Origin of the sequence: Streptomyces silvisoli (assembly GCF_029269905.1) — a bacterium.
Lineage (GTDB): Bacteria > Actinomycetota > Actinomycetes > Streptomycetales > Streptomycetaceae > Streptantibioticus_A > Streptantibioticus_A silvisoli_A.
On sequence record NZ_JARJBC010000013.1, the window covers coordinates 189,619 to 208,195 of the forward strand.

The window sequence follows — 18,577 nt, forward strand, 5'->3', positions numbered from 1 at the left end:
TCACCCGTACCGCAGTCCCCCGCCGGGCCGCGCCGCCAGCGCCACCGCCTCGGCCACGGCGTCGACCTCGCCCAAGGCCAGCGGTGAGACCGTCACCCGTACCCCCGGCCGGGAGGCCACCCGGTGCCGGGCGCCCGGAGCGGCCACCCAGCCGCTCTGCTGGAGCCGCAGCATCGCCCCCGTCTCGTCGGGCACCGGGACCCACACGTTCATTCCGCTGCGCCCATGGCTGGCCACCCCTCGTTCGGCCAGCGCGGCGACCAGGGCGTCCCGCCGCCGTCCGTACGAGGCCGCGACCGCCGCGGGGTCTACCGCGCCGGTCCGCCACAGGTGCAGCAGGGCGCTCTGCAGCAACTGGCTGACCCAGCCCGCGGCGAGCCGGTACCTGCCCTGCACCCGGTCGACGGTGGTCGGGTCGCCGGTGAGCACGGCGATCCGCAGATCGGGGCCGTACGCCTTGGCGGCGGACCGTACGACGACCCAGTGCCGGGTGCTGCCGCCCAGCGGATGCAGCGGCAGGTCGACGATGGCGTGGCCGTGGTCGTCCTCGACGAGCAGTACGTCGGGATGGGCGGCGAGGACCTCCCGCAGTGCGTGGGCACGGGTCTCGGTGACGGCCGCGCCGGTGGGGTTCTGCGCCCGGTCGGTGACGATCAGCGCGCGGGCGCCGGAGCGCAGCGCCCGCTCCACACCGCCAGGCAGCGGTCCGTCGTCGTCCACGGCGACCGGTACGGTCCGCAGTCCGAGCGCCGGGATCAGGTCGAGCAGGCTGCCCCAGCCGGGGTCCTCGACCGCGACCGCGTCGCCGGGCCGTAGATGGGCTCCCAGTACCCGCTCGATGGCGTCGAGGGAGCCGGAGGTGACGGTGACCGGACCGTCCGGCACACCGTCGGTGTCGAATCCGGCACGGGCAAGCGCGGCCAACTCCGGGTTGACGCCCGGCATTCCGTACAGCATGGGGTGCTCGGCGTTCGCCTTCGCCGCGGCGGCGAGAGCGTCGTCCAGCGGGGGCAGCAGCGCCGGGTCGGGGTTGCCGCTGGACAGGTCGCGGGCGCCGGGCGGCACCACCACGCCGAGTTCCTCGCGTGGTGTGCTGGCCGGGCGGTGCCGTACCCGGCTGCCGCGCCGGCCCGCCGTCTCGATGACCCCCCGGTCGCGCAGCAGCCGGTACGCGGCGGCGACCGTGTTCGGGTTCACCCCCAACCGCCCGGCGAGTTCCCGCAGCGGGGGCAGCGCCTGGCCGGGCTGCAACTCCCCGTCGCCGATGGCGCGTTCGACGTCGGCGGCGATCTCCGTAGCGCGCCGCCCAGTGATCCGATACTCTCCTAGCACAAACACCATTATGCACTAGTGCAAAGGAGGACGCGATGGCGGCCACCACCTCGTACCCGCGCACCGAGCGCACGGTGCCCACCCGCTCACCGGAGCGCGGTTCCTGGGACCGGGAGACCGTGCACTCGATACTGGACGAGGGCTACATCTGCCACCTGGGCTTCGTGCGCGACGGCGCGCCCGTGGTGCTGCCCACCCTCTACGCGCGGGTCGGTGAGCGTCTCTACGCACACGGTTCCACCGGCTCCCCCGCGCTGCGCGGCGCCCGGCAGGACGAGGGTCTGCCGGTCTGCCTCACGGTCACCCATGTGGACGGGATCGTGCTGGCCCGCTCGGCGTTCCACCACTCGATCAACTACCGATCGGTGGTGGTGCACGGCACCGCCCACCAGGTGACCGACCCGGCCGAGCGCGCCGAGGCGCTGGACGCGCTGGTCGACCACATCGTGCCGGGCCGCGCCGACGACTCGCGGCGCGCCAACGCCAGGGAGCTGGCCGCCACCGCCGTCATCCGCCTGGACCTGGCCGAGGTCTCGGCCAAGATCCGCACCGGCGGTCCCAACGACGACGACGCGGACCTGGAACTGCCGCACTGGAGCGGTGTCCTGCCGGTCACCCGTGGCTACGGGCCGCCGATCCCGGCCGATGACCTGGACCCGTCGATCGCCGTGCCCGCGTACCTCGGAGCCCGCCAGGAGAGTCGATGCTGATCCACCCCTGGGACGCGGCCCTCGGCGACGACGAGTGGCAGCACTGGCTCGGCGCCCACGACTTCGGCCAGCTCGCGGTCAACGGTCTTGACGGCGAGCCGCCGTTCGTCCAGCCGCTGCACTTCGCCTACGACCCCGAGCGTGCCGAGGTGGTCACGCATCTGGCCCGGCCCAATCCGATCTGGGCCGCGCTGGAAGCCGCCCCGCGCGTCACGCTGAGCGTGGTCGACGACTACGTGTTCATCCCCGGCCCCTGGCACGCCCCGGACGGCGCGCCGCCCGAGCACGGCACCCCCACCAGCTTCTACGCGGCCGTACAGCTGCTGTGCGTCGCCCACATCGTGGACGACGCACAACTGAAGGCCGAGCTGCTGCACCGGCAGTTGGCGCACTTCCAGCCGGACGGCGACTACGCCGAGGTCGCGCCGGGACAGCCGCCGTTCGGCCGGATGCTGCCCGGGATCCGCGGGCTGCGGCTCGAAGTCGCCGATGTCCGGGCCAAGTTCAAGTACGGCGGCAACAAGCCGCGTGCCATGCAGCAGCGGGTCACCGGTCTGCTGGCGCGGCGGGCCACCGGCCATGACGCGGCGGCCCGCGAACACCAGCTGCGCCGCCTCGCGGCGGCCCCGGAGGCTAGGAGCTGACCGCCTCCTCCTCGCGGGCGGCCCGGTGTACCGCCCACTCGGTGCGGGCGCCGCGGGTTTCGGCTATGGCCAGGGCGGTCACCGCGCCGATCAGGATCACGGTGCCCGACACCGTTGACACCGTGAGGCGTTCACCGAGCAGTACGACGGCGAGCGCTCCGGCGGCCACCGGTTCGATCAGGGTGAAGACCGAGGCGGTGGCCGCCCGCACCACCGCCGCGCCCGCGAAGTACAGCGCGTAGGCGAGTGCCGTGGGCACCGAGGCGAGATAGCCGAGCAGTGACAGCGCGCGGCCGACGTCGTGCACCTGCGGCCACAGGCCGTCCATGGCCGCGAGCGGCAGCAGGCAGACGGCGCCGACGGCGAACGCCCACATCGTGGTCGTCAGTGGATCGGTGCCGCCGCCCCGCCTGGCGGTCCAACGGGTGTGCAGCGTGATGCAGGCGTAGCCCGCGGCCGACAGCAGCGCCCAGCCCACGCCCGCCGGACGCACCGCGCCGGACGCACCGCCGTCGTCGGCGAGCAGCAGCACGGCCAGCCCGGCGAAGGCGCCGAGCACCGCCAACGCCCCGGCCCTGCCGAGCCGTTCGCCCATGGTGAGCCGGGCGCCGAGCGCGACCAGTACGGGACTCGCGCCCAGCGTGACCACCGTGCCGACGGCGAGTCCGGTGGACTGGACGGAGGCGAAGTACGCGCTCTGGAAGACGGTCAGCCCGACACCGGTGACCAGGATGCGGCGGACAACCCTGCGGCGCGGCTCGGCGACCGGGCCGGCGGCCGGACGACCGCGGCGGCCGATGGCCCGCACCGGGAGCAGCAGCACCAGGCCGCCGACGTAGCGCCAGAAGGACAGGGTGATGGGGCCGAAGTCGCCGACCCGGTAGAGCAGGGCGGCCGCCGCGCCCGCGGTTCCCCAGGCGGTGGCGGCGAAGGCGACGTAGAGCAGGCCCCGCCCGACGGGCAGGGGACGGCCGGCAGTCCGGCCGGACATGCGTGACACGTGCGTTCTCCAACGGAAGAGTCAGGTGGTCGCGTGATCCCGGGTGCGGGCGGCGACGACCCGCTCGGTCAGGTCCGTGACCCCGAGCCGGTCTTCCGTGGCTTCGCCACCCGCGCTAGGCGGCGGGAGGCGGGAGAACTGTCTGGTGCATGATCGCCACCCTAGGCGTGGCTCGTGGTGTCGGACAACCCCTTGTCCTGGGCCGGATCCGCCAGCGATCCGGCGACGGCATCGGTCGCGGCCTTCGGTGTGGCCGTCTGGGCGATGAACGCACCGGCCAACACCGCGGCGCCACCGGCCAGTTGCCAGCCACCCAGCTTCTCGCCGAGCAGGAACCAGGCCAGTACCGTCGCGATCACCGCCTCCAGGCAGGCCACCACGCCCGCGACCTGCGGGGACAGCCGGCGGATGGACAGCACTCCGGTCAGGTAGGCGACCACGGTGGCGACCAGCACCAGCCACGCCAGCAGCAGGATCGCGGGCACCGACTTGTCGCCGAGCGCCGCCTGGCTGGCCAGCACCCGCCAGTGCATCTCCCAGGGCCTGGCGACCACGGTGAGCAGCACGGCGCCGATCAGCAACCCGTAGGCGATGACCGCCAACGGGTCGACCGGGTCGTCCCCTTCGCTGCCGTGGTCGGAGAGGATGAAGTAGCCCACCTGGCAGCACGCGGCGCCGAGCGCGAGCAGCAGTCCGAGCGGGTCGAAGCTCAGCCCGTGCCACACCTCGACCACCGCGCCCAGGCCCAGCACGGCCAGTACCACGCCGATCGCCGCCGACCTGCTCACCGACCGCCGCTGGACGAACCGCACCCAGCCCAGCACCAGCGCGGGCGCCAGGTACTCCACGAGCAGTGCGACCCCTACCGGAACCCGGGAGAGCGCGGCGAAGTAGCAGGCCTGTACCCCGGCGACGGCCAACAGGCCGTAACCGGCAAGCAATCCGGGGCGGCGGCGCAGCACGTCCCGGTGGCGCAGCGCCACCGGGAGCATGACCACCGCGGCACCGGCGGCCCGGAGCCACACCACGTGCAGCGGCGCCAGCCCGGCCTCGATCAGCGGCTTGGCCGCGACGCCCGAACCGCCGAACGCGAGAGCCGAGGTCAGCGCGGGCAGCAGGCCGGATCTGCGCGCCGTCGTCCCCGATATCCCTTCCATCGGGTCATCATGTCAGCCCGCCAGGGTCGGCCCCTCACCCAGGTGCTCCAGCGCGGTGCCGTGCCGGGGCAGGGTGGCGGCCAGCCGGGCAGGGTCGAACCCGGCGGCCCGCAGCACCTCCACGGCCCGGCACTCGGGGTCGGCGGCGAGGGCGGCCAACAGGTCCACGCCGTCGGCGGCGGCAGCGCCGCGCGCCGTCGCGTGGTGCCCGGCCTCGTCCAGCGCGACGACGGCGGACGGGCTGCAGCCTGGTGCGATGTCCCTGGCCAGGACCGGCAGGGCGCCGGAGTCCTCGACGGTGCCGCGCCACTGCATGCCGTATCCGATGGTGCGCTGCACCAGGTACGCCAGCACCCGGGCGACCCGCGCGGTGCCGTCGGCGGTGCCGGCGGCGAGCGCCTCGCGCGCCCTCGGGTCGGACTCCAGCAGGGAGTGCAGCAGATGGGCGGTGTCCACCTGGCGGTCCCCGTCCCGGGAGGCACGCCGACGCGCGCTGGAGACCACCGACAGCAGTTCCACGCTCAACTGCGGTCCGCTTCTGGCGCTGGTGGGTTCTCCGGGACGGGTGTCGCTGTGCACGACTCTCACCCCATCAGGACATAGCGCCCGAAGCATCCACGCCGGGAGGCATTTGCCCATCCACCCCAAGAAGGGTACGAATGACCGCCGCCTCCTCCTCAGGGATGAGATTCACCGGCGCCGCCGTCAGGGCACGGGTGCGGCGAGCCGGGCCGCGACGGCGGTCACGGCCACAGCATCCGCCTCGTCCACCGCTCACCCTCGCGCACGTACCGCAGCCTGCGGTGGAACCGGTCGGGGCCGCTGTCGCCCTGGAAGAACTCGGCCTCGTCGGCGCGCAGCACATAGACCGTGTGACCGTCCGGTACGGCCCGCGGGTCCGCGCTGACGATCTCGCGGGCGTGGGCGCGGGCCCGCTGGTAAGCCGAATACGCGTCGGTGTCCGGGAGTTCGGCGCTCATCAGGCCGGTGAACCCGGCGGCCCGGGAGGGTTCGCTGCGGCCGAGGAAGTCCTCGCACGCGGCCTGCCGATCCAGTGCCGTGACCGGTCCGGTGGCCCGGATCTGGCGGCCGTGCCGCGGCCAGTACCAGTTCAGCGCCGCGTGGGGGTTGGCGGTCAGCTCCCGGCCCTTGCGGCTGGCGGCCTCGCTGGCGAAGACGAAGCCCAGTGCGCCCGCGTCGAGTTCGAATCCGCGCAGCATCAGCACGCGGGACGAGGGGCGCCCGGCCGCGTCGGCCGTACTGAGCGTCATCACATGCGGTTCCGGTACGGCGTCGTCGAGGGCGTCGGTGAGCCAGTCGGCGAACAGCGGCCCGGGCTCCGGCGGCGCCTGCCGGGGGTCGAACGCGGGCAGCGGTGCGGCCAACGCCGGTGTGCGGCGCAACCGTTCGCGCAGCGCTTCGTACTCCACCCTCGGCCCTCCTGACTCCGGTTCGCCACCTTGATCCTGTCACACCGCGGACCACGCGTTTCTGACGGGCAATCAGTATTGAGTATTCGCACCCGAGCGGCTACGTTCCGCGGCACCGCTGCCGCGATGCCACGCGGCACCCGAGGGACGCAGGGTGGTCACCATGGCCGAGGTCACCGCGGAGGCCCGCATCGCGGCTCCGGTAGCACGCGTTTGGCGGCAGCTGACCGACTTCGCCGCGTACGGGCGGTGGAACGCCACGCACAGCGGCTTCCCCAAGGGCGGCCCGGATCCACTGGCGGTCGGCGCGGTGTACGTGGAGAACATGAAGCTGATGGGCTTTCCCGCCGAAGTCACCTGGACGGTGGCCGAGTTGACACCCGAACGAGTGCTGTCCACCACGGGCACCGGGCCGATGGGCGTCAGCCTCGCCATGCGGTACGAGCTCGTCCCTGACGCCGACGAGACGACGGTCCGCGTCGACGGCAGCTTCACCGGCGCCGCGGTGTCGTTGATGGCGGGCAGGCTCAAGGACTCGGCGACCGGCGCCCTGAACGAGAGCCTGCGCGAACTGGCGGTCCTGGTGGAGTAGCCCTCCAGGACCGCCGGTTCCGCTGTCCCGCGCGGCGGGGACCGGTGGTGCCGGACCCCGGTGGAACCTCGACTACTGGTCGGCGGGCTCGTCGGCCAGGATCAGGTAGAGCTTCTTGCGGGCGTCGTTGACGACCGCCATCGCCTTCTCCCGCTGGGCGGGGGTACCGGTCGACCAGACCTGGCGGAATGCCTCGACCAGACCGAAGCCCGCCTGCCTGATCTCGTTCATCGCCTCCCAGTCGACGCCCCGTCCGGCCTCCTCCCAGGGCGCGTCAGGTCCGCCCTCGGCCTCGGCGCGGCCCGCGTCGGTGAGCGTGAACAGCTTCTTGCCGCCCTCGGTCGCGCTCTCGATCAGGCCCTCGTCCTCCAGGAGTTGCAGTGTGGGGTAGACCGAGCCGGGGCTCGGCTTCCACGCGCCGCCGCTGCGCTCGCCGATCTCCTGGATCATCTCGTAGCCGTGCATCGGCCGGTCCCTGAGCAGCGCCAGGATCGACGCCCGCACATCACCGCGCCGCGCCCGACCGCGCGGACCGCCGCGCCCTCGGCCATGCCCCCATGGCCCGCCGCCGAACGGCGGCCCGAACGGGCCGAAGGCCGCCCGCCGCTGCTCGAAGCCCTCCGTGCCCTGGGCGAGGCGCTCGCCGCCCGGTCCGCGGCACTCTCGTCCGTATCCGTGTCCGTGGGAACGCATGGTCGCGCTCCTTCCATGTCGATGGGTGTGCCGACGTGCGCGGATCGCGCACGAGGCTCGCAGATCCTTCGTTGATCTGTCGCGATGCTTCAACGATATATCGGTGACTGTCGGTCGGCAAGGCTCTTGTGCCAGCTTCCGTGAATTGGCCGTGTCCGGCGGCCGCCCGGGCCGGATACCGTCGCGATCATGAAGATCCGCATCGTTGACGCCTTCACCGCCCGCCCGTTCGCCGGCAACCCGGCCGGTGTCGTACTGCTCGACGCAGACGGGTTCCCGGACGAGGACCGCATGCGTCAGGTGGCCGCCGAGGTCAACCTGTCGGAGACCGCCTTCGCCTATCCGCTGCCGCCCGGCGCACCGGCGGACTGGGCGCTGCGCTGGTTCACCCCGGTGACCGAGGTCGACATGTGCGGCCACGCCACCCTCGCGACCGCGCACACCCTGCTGAGCACCGGCGCCGCGACCGGCATGATCCGCTTCACCACCCGCAGCGGCGTGCTACGCGCCGCGTCCGCCGACGGCGGCGCGGTCACACTGGACTTCCCCACCGCCCCGCTCGCCCCGGTGGAGCCGCCCAGCGCACTGCCGCAGGCGCTGGGCGCGCCGGTGCTCGGGGCCTACGACACCGGGCGGAACGTCGGTGACCTGCTGGTCGAGCTGCCCGACGAGTCGGCGGTGCGCGAGCTGTCCCCCGACCTGGCGGCGATCGGCCGACTCCCGCACCGCGGTGTGATCGTCACCGCCGCCGCGCGGGACCGGACCGGCGGCTACGACTTCGTCTCCCGGTTCTTCGGCCCGGCCGTGGGCATCCCCGAGGACCCGGTCACCGGCAGCGCCCACACCGCGCTCGCCCCGTTCTGGTCCGCACGCCTCGGCCGTACCGAACTGACCGGACTCCAGGCCTCCGCCCGTACCGGCCTGGTGCGCACCGCGCTGCACGGCGACCGCACCCTGCTCACCGGCCACGCGGTCACCGTCATCGAGGGTGACCTGCTGGCCTGACGCGCGTGCCGGGGGCCTCGCGCCCCCGGCACGCTCACTTCGTCGGCAGCCAGCCCACCTTGCCCGCCAGCAGCACGTAGCCGACGAAGGCCACGGTGTCGATCAGCGCGTGCGCCGCCACCAGCGGTCCCACCCGGCCCCAACGGCGGTACAGCAGCACGAAGATGACGCCCATCACCATGTTGCCGACGAACCCGCCGATGCCCTGGTAGAGGTGGTACGAACCGCGCAGCACCGCGCTCACCGCCAGCGCCGCGCCCGACCGCCAGCCCAACTGGTCCAGCCTGCGCAGCAGATAGCCGACGACGATGACCTCCTCGACCACCGCGTTCTGCACCGCCGCCGCGATGAGTACCGGAATCCGCCACCACACATCGGGCAGCGACTCCGGCACCACGGTGAGGTTGACCCCGGCCGCCCGCGCGCCCAGGTAGAGCGCGAGACCGGTACCGCCGATGCCCGCCGCGACGAGCGCGCCCCATGCCAGGTCGAAGCGCGGCCGGCGCAGGTCGAAGCCGATCGACCGCATCCCGACGCCCTCCCTGGCCAGCAGATGCGCGACCAGCGCGACCGGGACAAGCGCGGTCCCCACCGTGAACAGCTGCCACGCCAGGTCCAGCCAGGGCCGTCCGGGCGCCTGGGTGCCGACCAGGGTGGCCGCCTGGTTCCGCAGCGCACCGGGCTTGGTGATCGATCCGGTGAAGCTGATGAGCGCGCTGACCGCGCTGGCGCCCAGCGAGAGGGCCAGCACCAGCAGGGTCTCACTGCGCAGGGTGCGCGGGGCGAGGGCGGATCCGTGGGTTCCGCGCGGGGTGGAGGGTGTCACAGCACTCCCAACGCGGGCGGACCCCGTCGAGGTGCCGCCGGTGCCCTCGGAAAACTCTCCGTGCACACATGCCTCCGTCTGTGCGATCCGCCGGCACTCCGCCGTTCGCACACAATAGGCGCTCAGCTCAGCGGCAGCCCCGCTGGCCAGCTGTGCACCGGGTCGCCGGAGCGCATCAGCTCGCTGTAGCGGCGGGTCATCGCGGCCAGCGCCTTGTGCCGGTCCAGGCCGCGTTCCAGTGCGCGGTGGTAGGCGGCGGCCTGCCAGGAGGCGCCGTTGACCCGGCAGCGGCAGCGCTCCTCGATCACCCCCAGGTAGCGGTCCCGGTCGGCGGGCGCCACGCCCCACGCGTCGAGCCCCGCCGAGGCGAGCGGAAGCAGTTCGTCCTGTACCAGCCGTACGGCGGGTACGCGGGTCAGACCGCCGCGCCCGGGGCGCGGCCAGGTCAGCTCCGCCTCGATGCCCTGGCGGCAGGCGGTCTCGAAGTTCTCGGCGGCGGCCGAGAACGGCATCCTGGTCCACACCGGACGCGAGGACTCCGCGAGAGCGCGGATCAGGCCGTAGTAGAACGCGGCGTTGGCCACCACGTCGGTCACGGTGGGACCGGCGGGCATCACCCGGTTCTCCACTCGCAGATGCGGTACGCCGTCGACGACCGCGTAGACCGGCCGGTTCCAGCGGTAGATGGTGCCGTTGTGCAGTTGCAGTTCCTTCAGCCGCGGTATGCCGCCCTCGTCCAGCACCCGCAGCGGGTCCTCGTCATCGCAGATGGGCAGCAGGGACGGGAAGTAGCGCACGTTCTCCGCGAACAGGTCGTAGGCGCTGGTGATCCACCTTTCGCCGAACCACGTCAGCGGACGCACGCCCTGCGCGATCAGCTCCTGCGGGCGCGTGTCGGTGGCCTGCTGGAACAGCACCGGGCGGGTCTCCCGCCACAGCTCGCGGCCGAACAGGAACGGCGAGTTGGCGCCCAGGGCGATCTGCGGGCCGACCGCCGCCTGCGCCGCGTTCCACACGGCGGCGAAGCGGCCGGGCGTCACCTGGAGGTGCATCTGCATCGAGGTGGCCGCCGCCTCCGGGGCGATGGAGCCGGAGGTGGACGTGAGGTGTTCGACGCCCTCGATGTCCAGGGTGAGGTCCTCGCCACGGGCCGCCAGGATGCGATCGTTGAGCAGCCGGTAGCGGTCGACCCGGGAGAGGTTCGCCTGTACCAGGTCCTGTGCGCTGAGGGTCGGCAGAATTCCGATCATGACGATACTCGCGCCGACTTCCGCGGCTTTGCGGTCGGCATATCCAAGGCCTATCCGCAGTTCTTCCGCAAGTTGATCGAGGACCCGCCCCGAGAGCCGGTGCGGGGCGATGTTCACTTCGATGTTGAACTGCGCGAGTTCCGTCTGGAAATCCCGGCTGGCGATGCGTTCCAGGACCTCTTCGTTCATCATGCGGGGCAGTCCGTCGGAATCCGCGAGATTCAATTCGATCTCCAGCCCCATCAGGTTGCGGGGCCGGTCGAAACGCCTCTCCTCCAGGAGTCGCTCCAGACCCGCCAGACACTGCTGCAGCTTGCGCCGGTACCGCTGTCGATCGGACAGGTCGAACCCGCTGGCCACGACCTTTTCTCCCATCGCAGGGTCCCTCCTCGTATGGGCCGTGCACCGATGATGCCCCGCACAGCGGATCCATAACGCCCAGCGTGCGCCCGGTGGACGCGGGGCGCTCGGTTCGGCCGTTCCGGCACATTCCGTTGGCATACGAATCCGTCCAGCCCAACTGGCACGACCGACCCGAAAAATCATGCGCGGGAACCGGCCATCCGCGCAGCCGTTGTTGTGCCAGCGTATCGCCGCTATGCTGCTCGAGAATGGTTCTGAATAGCGCGATCGAACGGCTTGATACAGCCTTGCCACTACTACCGCAACCCGGTAGCCGAATCGCCGGGCGAACACGTTTCGTATAAACTTCGCGCACAGGCAGAGACTCCACGACCCGCCGGGTGCGCCCCCGCGCACACCCAGGCCCCGGGAAGAACTCTGCATGCCACCGCCGGAACCGGACATCCCGCGCCCCCACGGGTGGGGTGCCCGGCCGACAGCGTCTCGTAACACCCTGTAGTACAGCAGCTTCACAACGTACACAGAGCCGTACGCACCGCGTCCTGCACCACCCTGTCTCCAGCGAGAGGCGACCCACAATGCCGCTGCATGTCCCCCCGGCCCCCGCGCCCGCTCTGCGCAGCGTTCTCGCGGCCCTTGCTTCCCCGGTGGCTGTCCGCGCCGCCAGCACGCCCGCCCTGCGCGCCTCCGCCGGTCCGCTGGTGCCCGAGCACCCGCTTGCGGTCCATCTGCTGAACCCGGTAGCGGCGAGCGACGGGATGCCACGGGCCAGGCTGACCGGGTGGCGGTTCCTCGTCCGCGGCGGCGACCGGGTGGTGGCTGCGGCCGAGACCATGATCACCCCGGACGGCTGGGCGTTCGCGCACTTCTGCGAGGGGCCCTACCTCGCCTCCACCGAGCACGCGCTACGGCAGGCGGAGTTGCTGCCGTCCGCGTACCAGCCGCGGCTGCTGTCCATCCCCGGCCTGTACATGCTCTGCCTGTGGCTGCACGGCGACCTCGCGGACGGTGACGACGCCCAGCCCGCCCCGGCGGACGTGCTGATTCCGCTGGCCCCGGCACCGCCGGGCATCGCGGCGCACCGACCGTATCGCGTGGCGGACCTGGTGCCGGTGCTCACCCACCGGCTCAGTCCGGTGCCGCTGCTCGGCAGCGGGGTGTAGCGGAACGCGCGGCGCGAACCCGTGCGCCCCCGGCCAGAGCGCCGGGGGCGCACTGTCGCTGCGGGTGGCGCGTTCCGGTGGCGCGCTGAACCGGAACGTGCGCCGTAACGTATCCACTGACGCGGGCCGTCCCGGCGGTGGTGGATCCAGCGGCAACCGCCCGGGCGGGTGACGCGTCCCCAACTGTTGAGGAGAGCTGAGCCGAAATCCCTGCGGAACCAGGCCCGTAGGGCAAGACTGGACCCGACCGAATCGAAACGGGGGGCGGCCATGAGCACGGTAGACCACCGATCCAGCCGCACAGCAAACCAATCGCAGCGAAAGACCACGTCAATGTGCCAGCACCAGCCTCAGTGCCCGTCCGCAGACTCCGCCGACCGCGAGGCCGCACACCCTGTGGCCCACCACCCGGAACAGGGTTGGAGCCTGCTGTGCAACGGCGTCCTGCTCTTCGAGGACACCGGTGAGCTGCTGCCGGACGGACAGATCATCGCTCCGCACCGGCCGCTGGACGCCGGGAACATCGCCACCGCGGCCTGATCACACCGTGCCGCGAACCGGGGCGGCGGATCGCCGCCGCCCCGGTCCCACGGTCTTCGATCAGGCGTCGTACTCGTCCAGCGGCGGGCACGAGCAGACCAGGTTGCGGTCGCCGTACGCGCCGTCGATCCGCCGTACCGGCGGCCAGTACTTGTCGGCCGCCGAGACCCCGGCCGGGAAGACGGCCTCCTCGCGGCTGTACGGGTGGTTCCAGGCGCGGGTGAGCGTGGCCGCGGTGTGCGGCGCGTTGCGCAGCGGGTTGTCATCCGCGGGCCACTGCCCGGAGCCAACTCGGTCGACCTCACCGCGAATTGCGATCATCGCCGCGCAGAACCGGTCGAGTTCCGCCAGGTCCTCGCTCTCGGTCGGCTCGATCATCAGCGTCCCCGCCACCGGGAACGACATGGTCGGCGCGTGGAACCCGTAGTCGATCAGCCGCTTGGCGATGTCGTCCACGGTCACCCCGGTCGCCTTGGTGATCGGCCGCAGGTCGATGATGCACTCGTGGGCGACCAGCCCGCCGGGCCCGGTGTACAGCACCGGGAAGTACGGGGCCAGCCGTTTGGCCACGTAGTTGGCGCTGAGCACCGCGACCTGGGTGGCCCGGCGCAGCCCCGCACCGCCCATCAGCCGTACGTACGCCCAGGAGATCGGCAGGATGCCCGCCGAACCCCATGGCGCCGCCGAGATCGGGCCGACTCCGGTGGCCGGACCGGCGGTTGGCTGGAGCGGGTGGTTCGGCAGGTAGGGGGCCAGGTGCGCGCGCACCGCCACCGGGCCGACGCCGGGGCCGCCACCGCCGTGCGGGATGCAGAAGGTCTTGTGCAGGTTCAGGTGCGAGACGTCGGCACCGAACTTGCCCGGCTGGGCGAGCCCGACGAGCGCGTTCAGGTTGGCGCCGTCGACGTAGACCTGGCCGCCCGCCTCGTGCACGGTGGCGCAGACATCGGCGATGTTGTCCTCGAACACCCCATGTGTGGAGGGGTAGGTGACCATCAGAACGGCCAGTTCCGAGCGGTACTGATCGATCTTGGCATGCAGATCGTCCAGGTCCACATCGCCGTCCGTGCTGGTCTTGACCACCACGACCCTCATCCCGGCCATCACGGCACTGGCCGCGTTGGTGCCGTGGGCGGAAGACGGAATCAGACAGACCGTGCGCTGGGTGTCGCCGTTGGCGCGGTGGTACGCGCGCACCGCGAGCAGACCGGCAAGTTCGCCCTGCGAACCGGCGTTGGGCTGGATACTCACCCTGTCGTAGCCGGTGATCTCGGCCAGCCGCTCCTCCAGCTCGCGGATGAGCGTGACATAGCCTTCCGCCTGCTCGATGGGGGCGAACGGGTGCAGCGCGCCGAACTCCGGCCAGGTGACCGGCTCCATCTCGGTGGTCGCGTTGAGCTTCATCGTGCAGGAGCCCAGCGGGATCATGCCGCGGTCCAGCGCGTAGTCGCGGTCGGCGAGGCGGCGCAGGTAACGCAGCATCGCGGTCTCGGAGCGGTGCTGGTGGAAGACCGGGTGGGTCAGGTAGTCGACCTCGCGCAGCAGGCCGTTAGGCAACGCGTCCGGGGTGGCCCCGTCCAGCGCGTCGATGTCGTTCCCCGCCACGCCGAACGCGTCCCAGACGGCGGCCAGTTGGGCCCGGTCGGTGGTCTCGTCGCAGGCGACACCGACCAGGTCGGCGTCCACCTGCCGCAGGTTGATCCCGGCCCGGCGGGCGGCGGCCACCACATCGGCGGCGCGGCCGGGAACCCGGGCGGTGACGGTGTCGAAGAACCTGCCGTGCAGCACCTCGACGCCGCCCGCGCGCAGCCCCTCGGCGAGCACCGCGGCCTGGCGGTGCACCCGGCGGCCGATCGCCGCCAGGCCCTCGGGGCCGTGGTAGACCGCGTACATCCCGGCCATCACGGCGAGCAGCACCTGTGCGGTGCAGATGTTGCTGGTCGCCTTCTCCCGGCGGATGTGCTGCTCACGGGTCTGCAGCGCCAGCCGGTACGCCTTGTTGCCGTCCGCGTCCACCGAGACGCCGACCAGGCGGCCGGGCAGGCTGCGGGCGTACTGCTCGCGCACCGCCATGTATCCGGCGTGCGGTCCGCCGAAGCCCATGGGCACCCCGAACCGCTGGCTGGTGCCCACCGCGATGTCGGCGCCCAGCTCGCCTGGCGAGGTGAGCAGGGTGAGCGCCAGCAGATCGGCGGCGACGGTGACGATCGCGCCGAGCTCGTGCGCCCGCTCGATGACCGGCCGCAGATCGCGTACCGCGCCGGAGGCGCCCGGGTACTGGAGCAGCACGCCGAACACCCCGCGCTCGGCGATCCCGTCGGGGATCCCGGCGGACAGGTCGGCGACGACGACCTCGACCCCGGTCGGCTCCGCGCGGGTCTGGATCACCGCGGTGGTCTGCGGGAAGCAGTCGGCGTCGACCAGGAAGACACCGTCCTTGACCTTGCCGACCCGCCGGGCCAGCGCCATCGCCTCGGCGGCGGCGGTGCCCTCGTCCAGCAGCGAGGCACCGGAGGTGGGCAGTCCGGTCAGATCGGCGACGAGGGTCTGGAAGTTGAGCAGCGCCTCCAGGCGGCCCTGCGAGATCTCCGGCTGGTACGGGGTGTACGCGGTGTACCAGGCCGGGTTCTCCAGCACGTTGCGCAGGATCACCGGCGGGGTGAAGGTGCCGTAGTAGCCCAGGCCGATCATCGGGGCCAGCACCTGGTTGCGGTTGGCGAGGGAGCGCAGCTCGGCCAGTACCTCGGCCTCGGTACGGGCGTCCGGCAGGCGCAGCGCCTCAAGGCTCTTGATGGTGTCGGGCACGGCTGCCGCGGTCAGCTCGTCCAGCGAGCCGTAGCCGACCTGGGCGAGCATCTTGGCCTGGGCGCCGGCGTCCGGCCCGACGTGGCGCCGCTCGAACGGCGTGTCGCGCTCCAGCTCGGCGAGGGGGATGCGGTGGGCGGTCATCTCTGGGAGGCCTCCTGGTCGGTGTGCGACCTAGCGAGGGGCACCTCGGCGCGGTGCCCTGTCGGCCTCCCCCTCTGTCATCGACCTGAGAGCTTCACCGCGACCGCCGAGGCGGCGCGGCTTTCACCGTCGGTGAGGACGGGAACCGCCCCGGCCCGATCACGCACCGAGTCAGCCCGCCCTGCTTTCCAGAGTGACCTCGTCCGCGCGGTACGGATGCCTGAGAGATTCCGGGGAGGGTTTGCTCCTTCGGCGCCTGGCGACGGTTTCCGGTGTCGTCAGGACTCTCCCGCACAGGGTCAGCGGCCACTTGCAACCCTACCAGCGCAGTCGTCGCAAACCGATGGTCCTCGAATGGTCCTTCGACCGGACTTGACCGCCCTCTCGATTCGACACGCCCCGGAATGTGGCTTTTCGTGAAGGTGGTGGACTTCCCCCACCGCCTTGAGGGCGTGGGAGGTATCCCCGCCCATCGCCTCGCGGGCATGGGAGGGGCCCCTTCGACCACATGGAGGGATCGTGCAGACCGATATCGATCCGCGGAGCCTGATCGGCCGCAAGGCGTTCGACCGAAACGGCGTGAAGATCGGCACGGTGGACGAGGTGTATCTCGACGACGCGACGGGCGAGCCGGAGTGGGCCGCGGTGCGCACCGGGCTGTTCGGGCGCGACGCGTTCGTCCCGTTGGAGCCCAGCGAACTGGAGGGCGATTCGCTGCTGGTGCCGTTCGACAAGGCCCTGGTCAAGGACGCCCCGGACTTCGGCGTCGGCCGGCATCTCTCCCCCGAGCAGGAACTCCAGCTCTACCACCACTACGGCCTGGAGGTGCCGCCTCCGGGGCCCGAGGCGAAGCCGCCCGCCGACACCGACTTCGGCCGCATCGCGGGCGAGGACGCCCCGGACTGACCGGCTACGGCGGATCCGCCGCGGGCGCGGGCACCAGCGGCAGCGGCTCGGCGGGCGCCAGCAGCGGATCGTCCACCGCGAAGGTGCGCACCCGGCCCGGCACACCGCCCGGCACCTCGAAGCGGACGGTGACCCGGCCCACCCCGCTGCCCTGCACCCATCCGGGGCCGTGCTCGGCGTGCGTCACGTCCTGGCCCGGTCTCCAGAGGCGCGCGACCGGCCCGGGGACCGGCTCCGGACGCACCGGGGCGGTGTCGGCGGACTCCGGCTCGGCCCGGCCGTCCTCCTGGACCTGGGCGAAGAGGTCCTCCTGGGTGAAGTCCGCGAGGCCCGCCACTCCGACGCCGAGCAGCCGGACCCCTCCGGTGGTGTCCACCGCCTCGATCAGCCGTCCGGCGGTCTCCCTGACCACCAGCGGATCGTCGGTGGGCGCGCGCAGCGTCTCGGAGCGGGTGAGCGTGGTGAAGTCGTAGCGGCGCACCTTGAGGACGACGGTACGGCCGGATCGGCCCGCGGAGCGCAGCCGTTGGACACAGCGGTCCGCCAGCCTGCCCACCTCGGCCCGCACCCGGGCCCGGTCGGTGAGGTCCACGTCGAAGGTGTCCTCCACCGATATCGACTTCACGTCCCGGTCGGCCACCACCGGCCGGTCGTCCTGCCCGGTGGCCATGGCGTACAGCGAGGCGCCGTGCGCCTTGCCGAGCAGCCGGACCAGCTCGGCCTCGCCCGCCTCGGCGACATCGGCGACCGTGGTGATCCCCGCCCTCCGCAGGTGCTCGGCGGTGGCCGGGCCGACGCCCCACAGGGTGCGAACCGTCTTCGGGCCGAGGAAGTCCTGCTCCGTGCCCGGTTCGATGACCACCAGGCCGTTGGGCTTGGCGGCGTCGGAACCGATCTTGGCCAGCAGCTTGGAGCTGGCCAGCCCGACCGAGGCGGTCAGCCGGGTGGCCGCCGTGATGTCCGCGCGCAGCCGCTCGGCGACCTGGCGCACCCTGGTCGGCAGCTCGGACTCCGGCAGCGCGCGCAGCCGCTCGCCGCACTCGCCGGCGGCCAGGTCGACGAACGCCTCGTCCAGGCTGAGCGGCTCCACCAGCGGCGACAGCTCGTGCAGCAGGGCCATGACCGTGTCACTCACCTGGCGGTACAGCCCGAATCTGGGTGTCAGATAGGCCGCGTTCGGGCACAGCCGCCTGGCCTGCGCCATCGCCATCGCGGAGTGCACACCGTAGACCCGCGCCTCGTACGAGGCCGTGGAGACCACACCGCGCGGCCCAAGACCGCCGACCACCACCGGCTTTCCACGCAGGCTCGGCTTGGCTGCCTGCTCCACCGCGGCGAAGAAGGCATCCATGTCGAGATGCAGGATCGTCGGTGTGTTCCTCACAGCCACTGATGCTGCCGTATGACACCGACAACCGCCGTACATGTGTACGGCAGGCCGGATGGCCGCTGCGGCGGTCAGCCCGCGCGGTTGCGGCGGCGGGCGAGTTCGTCCCCGGGGTTGTGCCCGACCAGCGTCTCTCCGGTGTCCACCCGCTCGCCGTGCAGCTGGGCGAGGCTGCTCTCCACGTCCCGCCAGACCACGCCCACCGCGATGCCGAAGACGCCCTGGCCGCCCTGAAGCAGGCTCACCACCTCGTCCGGCGAGGTGCACTCGTAGACCGTGGCCCCGTCGCACATCAGCGTGGTGCGGACCGCGTCCGCCTCGGCCCAGGTGCTCAGATAGCGCACCGCGGTACGGATGTTCTGCAGAGCGACGCCGGTGTCCAACAGCCGCTTGACGATTTTGAGGACGACGACGTCGCGGAAGCTGTAAAGTCGCTGGGTTCCGGACCCGTACGCGGGCCGGATACTGGGCTCGACCAGGCCGGTGCGGGCCCAGTAGTCCAACTGCCGGTAGGTGATCCCGGCCGCCGCACAGGCCGTCGGGCCTCGGTAGCCGACGCTCTCGGCCTCGCGCTCCGCCCCCGTGACACCCTCGTCCGCCGTGCGGTGCGGGGTACGGGACACGGCCCCG

The 18,577-nt window shown here is 72.2% G+C and carries 18 protein-coding genes and 1 riboswitch; of the genes, 7 read left to right on the forward strand and 11 right to left on the reverse strand.

Annotated features, from left to right (window positions below):
* Positions 1 to 1,332, reverse strand: a complete 1,332-nt coding sequence (locus P3G67_RS21220) for an aminotransferase class I/II-fold pyridoxal phosphate-dependent enzyme (RefSeq protein ID WP_276094864.1) — start codon at positions 1,330 to 1,332, stop codon at positions 1 to 3.
* Between the two features lie 35 nt (positions 1,333 to 1,367).
* On the opposite strand from P3G67_RS21220, the gene P3G67_RS21225 reads away from it, so the two are divergent.
* Both P3G67_RS21225 and P3G67_RS21230 read left to right on the forward strand, forming a co-directional pair.
* Positions 1,368 to 2,042, forward strand: a complete 675-nt coding sequence (locus tag P3G67_RS21225) for a pyridoxamine 5'-phosphate oxidase family protein (protein WP_276094865.1) — start codon at positions 1,368 to 1,370, stop codon at positions 2,040 to 2,042.
* Entirely contained in the window at positions 2,036 to 2,686 is a 651-nt protein-coding gene (locus tag P3G67_RS21230; protein WP_276094866.1) for an FMN-binding negative transcriptional regulator, read from the forward strand. The genes P3G67_RS21225 and P3G67_RS21230 overlap by 7 nt, the downstream gene beginning before the upstream one ends.
* On the opposite strand, the gene P3G67_RS21235 is transcribed toward P3G67_RS21230, so the two are convergent.
* The 4 genes from P3G67_RS21235 to P3G67_RS21250 all read right to left on the reverse strand — a co-directional run bounded on the left by P3G67_RS21235 (position 2,676) and on the right by P3G67_RS21250 (position 6,273).
* Positions 2,676 to 3,677, reverse strand: coding sequence for a DMT family transporter (locus P3G67_RS21235; protein ID WP_276094889.1), 1,002 nt, complete (start codon positions 3,675 to 3,677; stop codon positions 2,676 to 2,678). The genes P3G67_RS21230 and P3G67_RS21235 overlap by 11 nt on opposite strands.
* Positions 3,678 to 3,847: 170 nt before the next feature.
* The gene (locus P3G67_RS21240; protein ID WP_276094867.1) at positions 3,848 to 4,843 is read right to left on the reverse strand and encodes an EamA family transporter; all 996 of its coding nucleotides are present in this window, start codon (positions 4,841 to 4,843) and stop codon (positions 3,848 to 3,850) included.
* A gap of 12 nt (positions 4,844 to 4,855) precedes the next feature.
* Positions 4,856 to 5,422 (reverse strand): Clp protease N-terminal domain-containing protein, encoded by a 567-nt coding sequence (locus P3G67_RS21245; RefSeq protein WP_276094868.1) that lies wholly within the window; start codon positions 5,420 to 5,422, stop codon positions 4,856 to 4,858.
* A 164-nt stretch (positions 5,423 to 5,586) separates the two neighbouring features.
* Positions 5,587 to 6,273: a pyridoxine/pyridoxamine 5'-phosphate oxidase gene (locus P3G67_RS21250; RefSeq protein ID WP_276094869.1), complete on the reverse strand. Its 687-nt coding sequence runs from the start codon at positions 6,271 to 6,273 to the stop codon at positions 5,587 to 5,589.
* Positions 6,274 to 6,436: 163 nt separating this feature from the next.
* Between P3G67_RS21250 and P3G67_RS21255 the strand changes: the two genes are divergently transcribed.
* Positions 6,437 to 6,865, forward strand: a complete 429-nt coding sequence (locus P3G67_RS21255) for a type II toxin-antitoxin system Rv0910 family toxin (protein WP_276094870.1) — start codon at positions 6,437 to 6,439, stop codon at positions 6,863 to 6,865.
* Between the two features lie 72 nt (positions 6,866 to 6,937).
* Here the strand turns inward: P3G67_RS21255 and P3G67_RS21260 are convergent, their stop codons facing one another.
* Complete coding sequence (locus P3G67_RS21260) at positions 6,938 to 7,558, reverse strand: PadR family transcriptional regulator (RefSeq protein ID WP_276094871.1); 621 nt, start codon at positions 7,556 to 7,558, stop codon at positions 6,938 to 6,940.
* A gap of 189 nt (positions 7,559 to 7,747) precedes the next feature.
* Here P3G67_RS21260 and P3G67_RS21265 point away from each other — a divergent pair, with 189 nt between their 5' ends.
* Entirely contained in the window at positions 7,748 to 8,563 is an 816-nt protein-coding gene (locus P3G67_RS21265; protein WP_276094872.1) for a PhzF family phenazine biosynthesis protein, read from the forward strand.
* A 34-nt stretch (positions 8,564 to 8,597) separates the two neighbouring features.
* Here P3G67_RS21265 and P3G67_RS21270 read toward each other — a convergent pair whose 3' ends face one another.
* Both P3G67_RS21270 and P3G67_RS21275 read right to left on the reverse strand, forming a co-directional pair.
* A complete protein-coding gene (locus P3G67_RS21270) occupies positions 8,598 to 9,389 on the reverse strand; it encodes a CPBP family intramembrane glutamic endopeptidase (protein WP_276094873.1) in 792 nt (263 codons plus the stop codon).
* Positions 9,390 to 9,511: 122 nt separating this feature from the next.
* A complete protein-coding gene (locus tag P3G67_RS21275; RefSeq protein ID WP_276094874.1) occupies positions 9,512 to 11,014 on the reverse strand; it encodes a glutamate--cysteine ligase in 1,503 nt (500 codons plus the stop codon).
* 566 nt (positions 11,015 to 11,580) lie between these two features.
* Here P3G67_RS21275 and P3G67_RS21280 point away from each other — a divergent pair.
* Both P3G67_RS21280 and P3G67_RS21285 read left to right on the forward strand, forming a co-directional pair.
* Positions 11,581 to 12,165, forward strand: coding sequence for a hypothetical protein (locus P3G67_RS21280; RefSeq protein ID WP_269857139.1), 585 nt, complete (start codon positions 11,581 to 11,583; stop codon positions 12,163 to 12,165).
* A 333-nt stretch (positions 12,166 to 12,498) separates the two neighbouring features.
* Entirely contained in the window at positions 12,499 to 12,705 is a 207-nt protein-coding gene (locus tag P3G67_RS21285) for a DUF5999 family protein (RefSeq protein ID WP_269857138.1), read from the forward strand.
* A 60-nt stretch (positions 12,706 to 12,765) separates the two neighbouring features.
* Here the strand turns inward: P3G67_RS21285 and gcvP are convergent, their stop codons facing one another.
* Positions 12,766 to 15,654, reverse strand: coding sequence for an aminomethyl-transferring glycine dehydrogenase (gcvP, locus tag P3G67_RS21290; RefSeq protein WP_276094875.1), 2,889 nt, complete (start codon positions 15,652 to 15,654; stop codon positions 12,766 to 12,768).
* A 198-nt stretch (positions 15,655 to 15,852) separates the two neighbouring features.
* Positions 15,853 to 15,956: riboswitch (glycine riboswitch) on the reverse strand.
* Between the two features lie 217 nt (positions 15,957 to 16,173).
* On the opposite strand from gcvP, the gene P3G67_RS21295 reads away from it, so the two are divergent.
* The gene (locus P3G67_RS21295) at positions 16,174 to 16,560 is read left to right on the forward strand and encodes a PRC-barrel domain-containing protein (RefSeq protein WP_276094876.1); all 387 of its coding nucleotides are present in this window, start codon (positions 16,174 to 16,176) and stop codon (positions 16,558 to 16,560) included.
* Between the two features lie 4 nt (positions 16,561 to 16,564).
* Here P3G67_RS21295 and P3G67_RS21300 read toward each other — a convergent pair whose 3' ends face one another.
* Both P3G67_RS21300 and P3G67_RS21305 read right to left on the reverse strand, forming a co-directional pair.
* Entirely contained in the window at positions 16,565 to 17,944 is a 1,380-nt protein-coding gene (locus tag P3G67_RS21300; protein ID WP_276094877.1) for a DNA polymerase IV, read from the reverse strand.
* 74 nt (positions 17,945 to 18,018) lie between these two features.
* Positions 18,019 to 18,570, reverse strand: coding sequence for a MerR family transcriptional regulator (locus tag P3G67_RS21305; protein ID WP_391858312.1), 552 nt, complete (start codon positions 18,568 to 18,570; stop codon positions 18,019 to 18,021).
* Between the last annotated feature and the right edge of the window lie 7 nt (positions 18,571 to 18,577).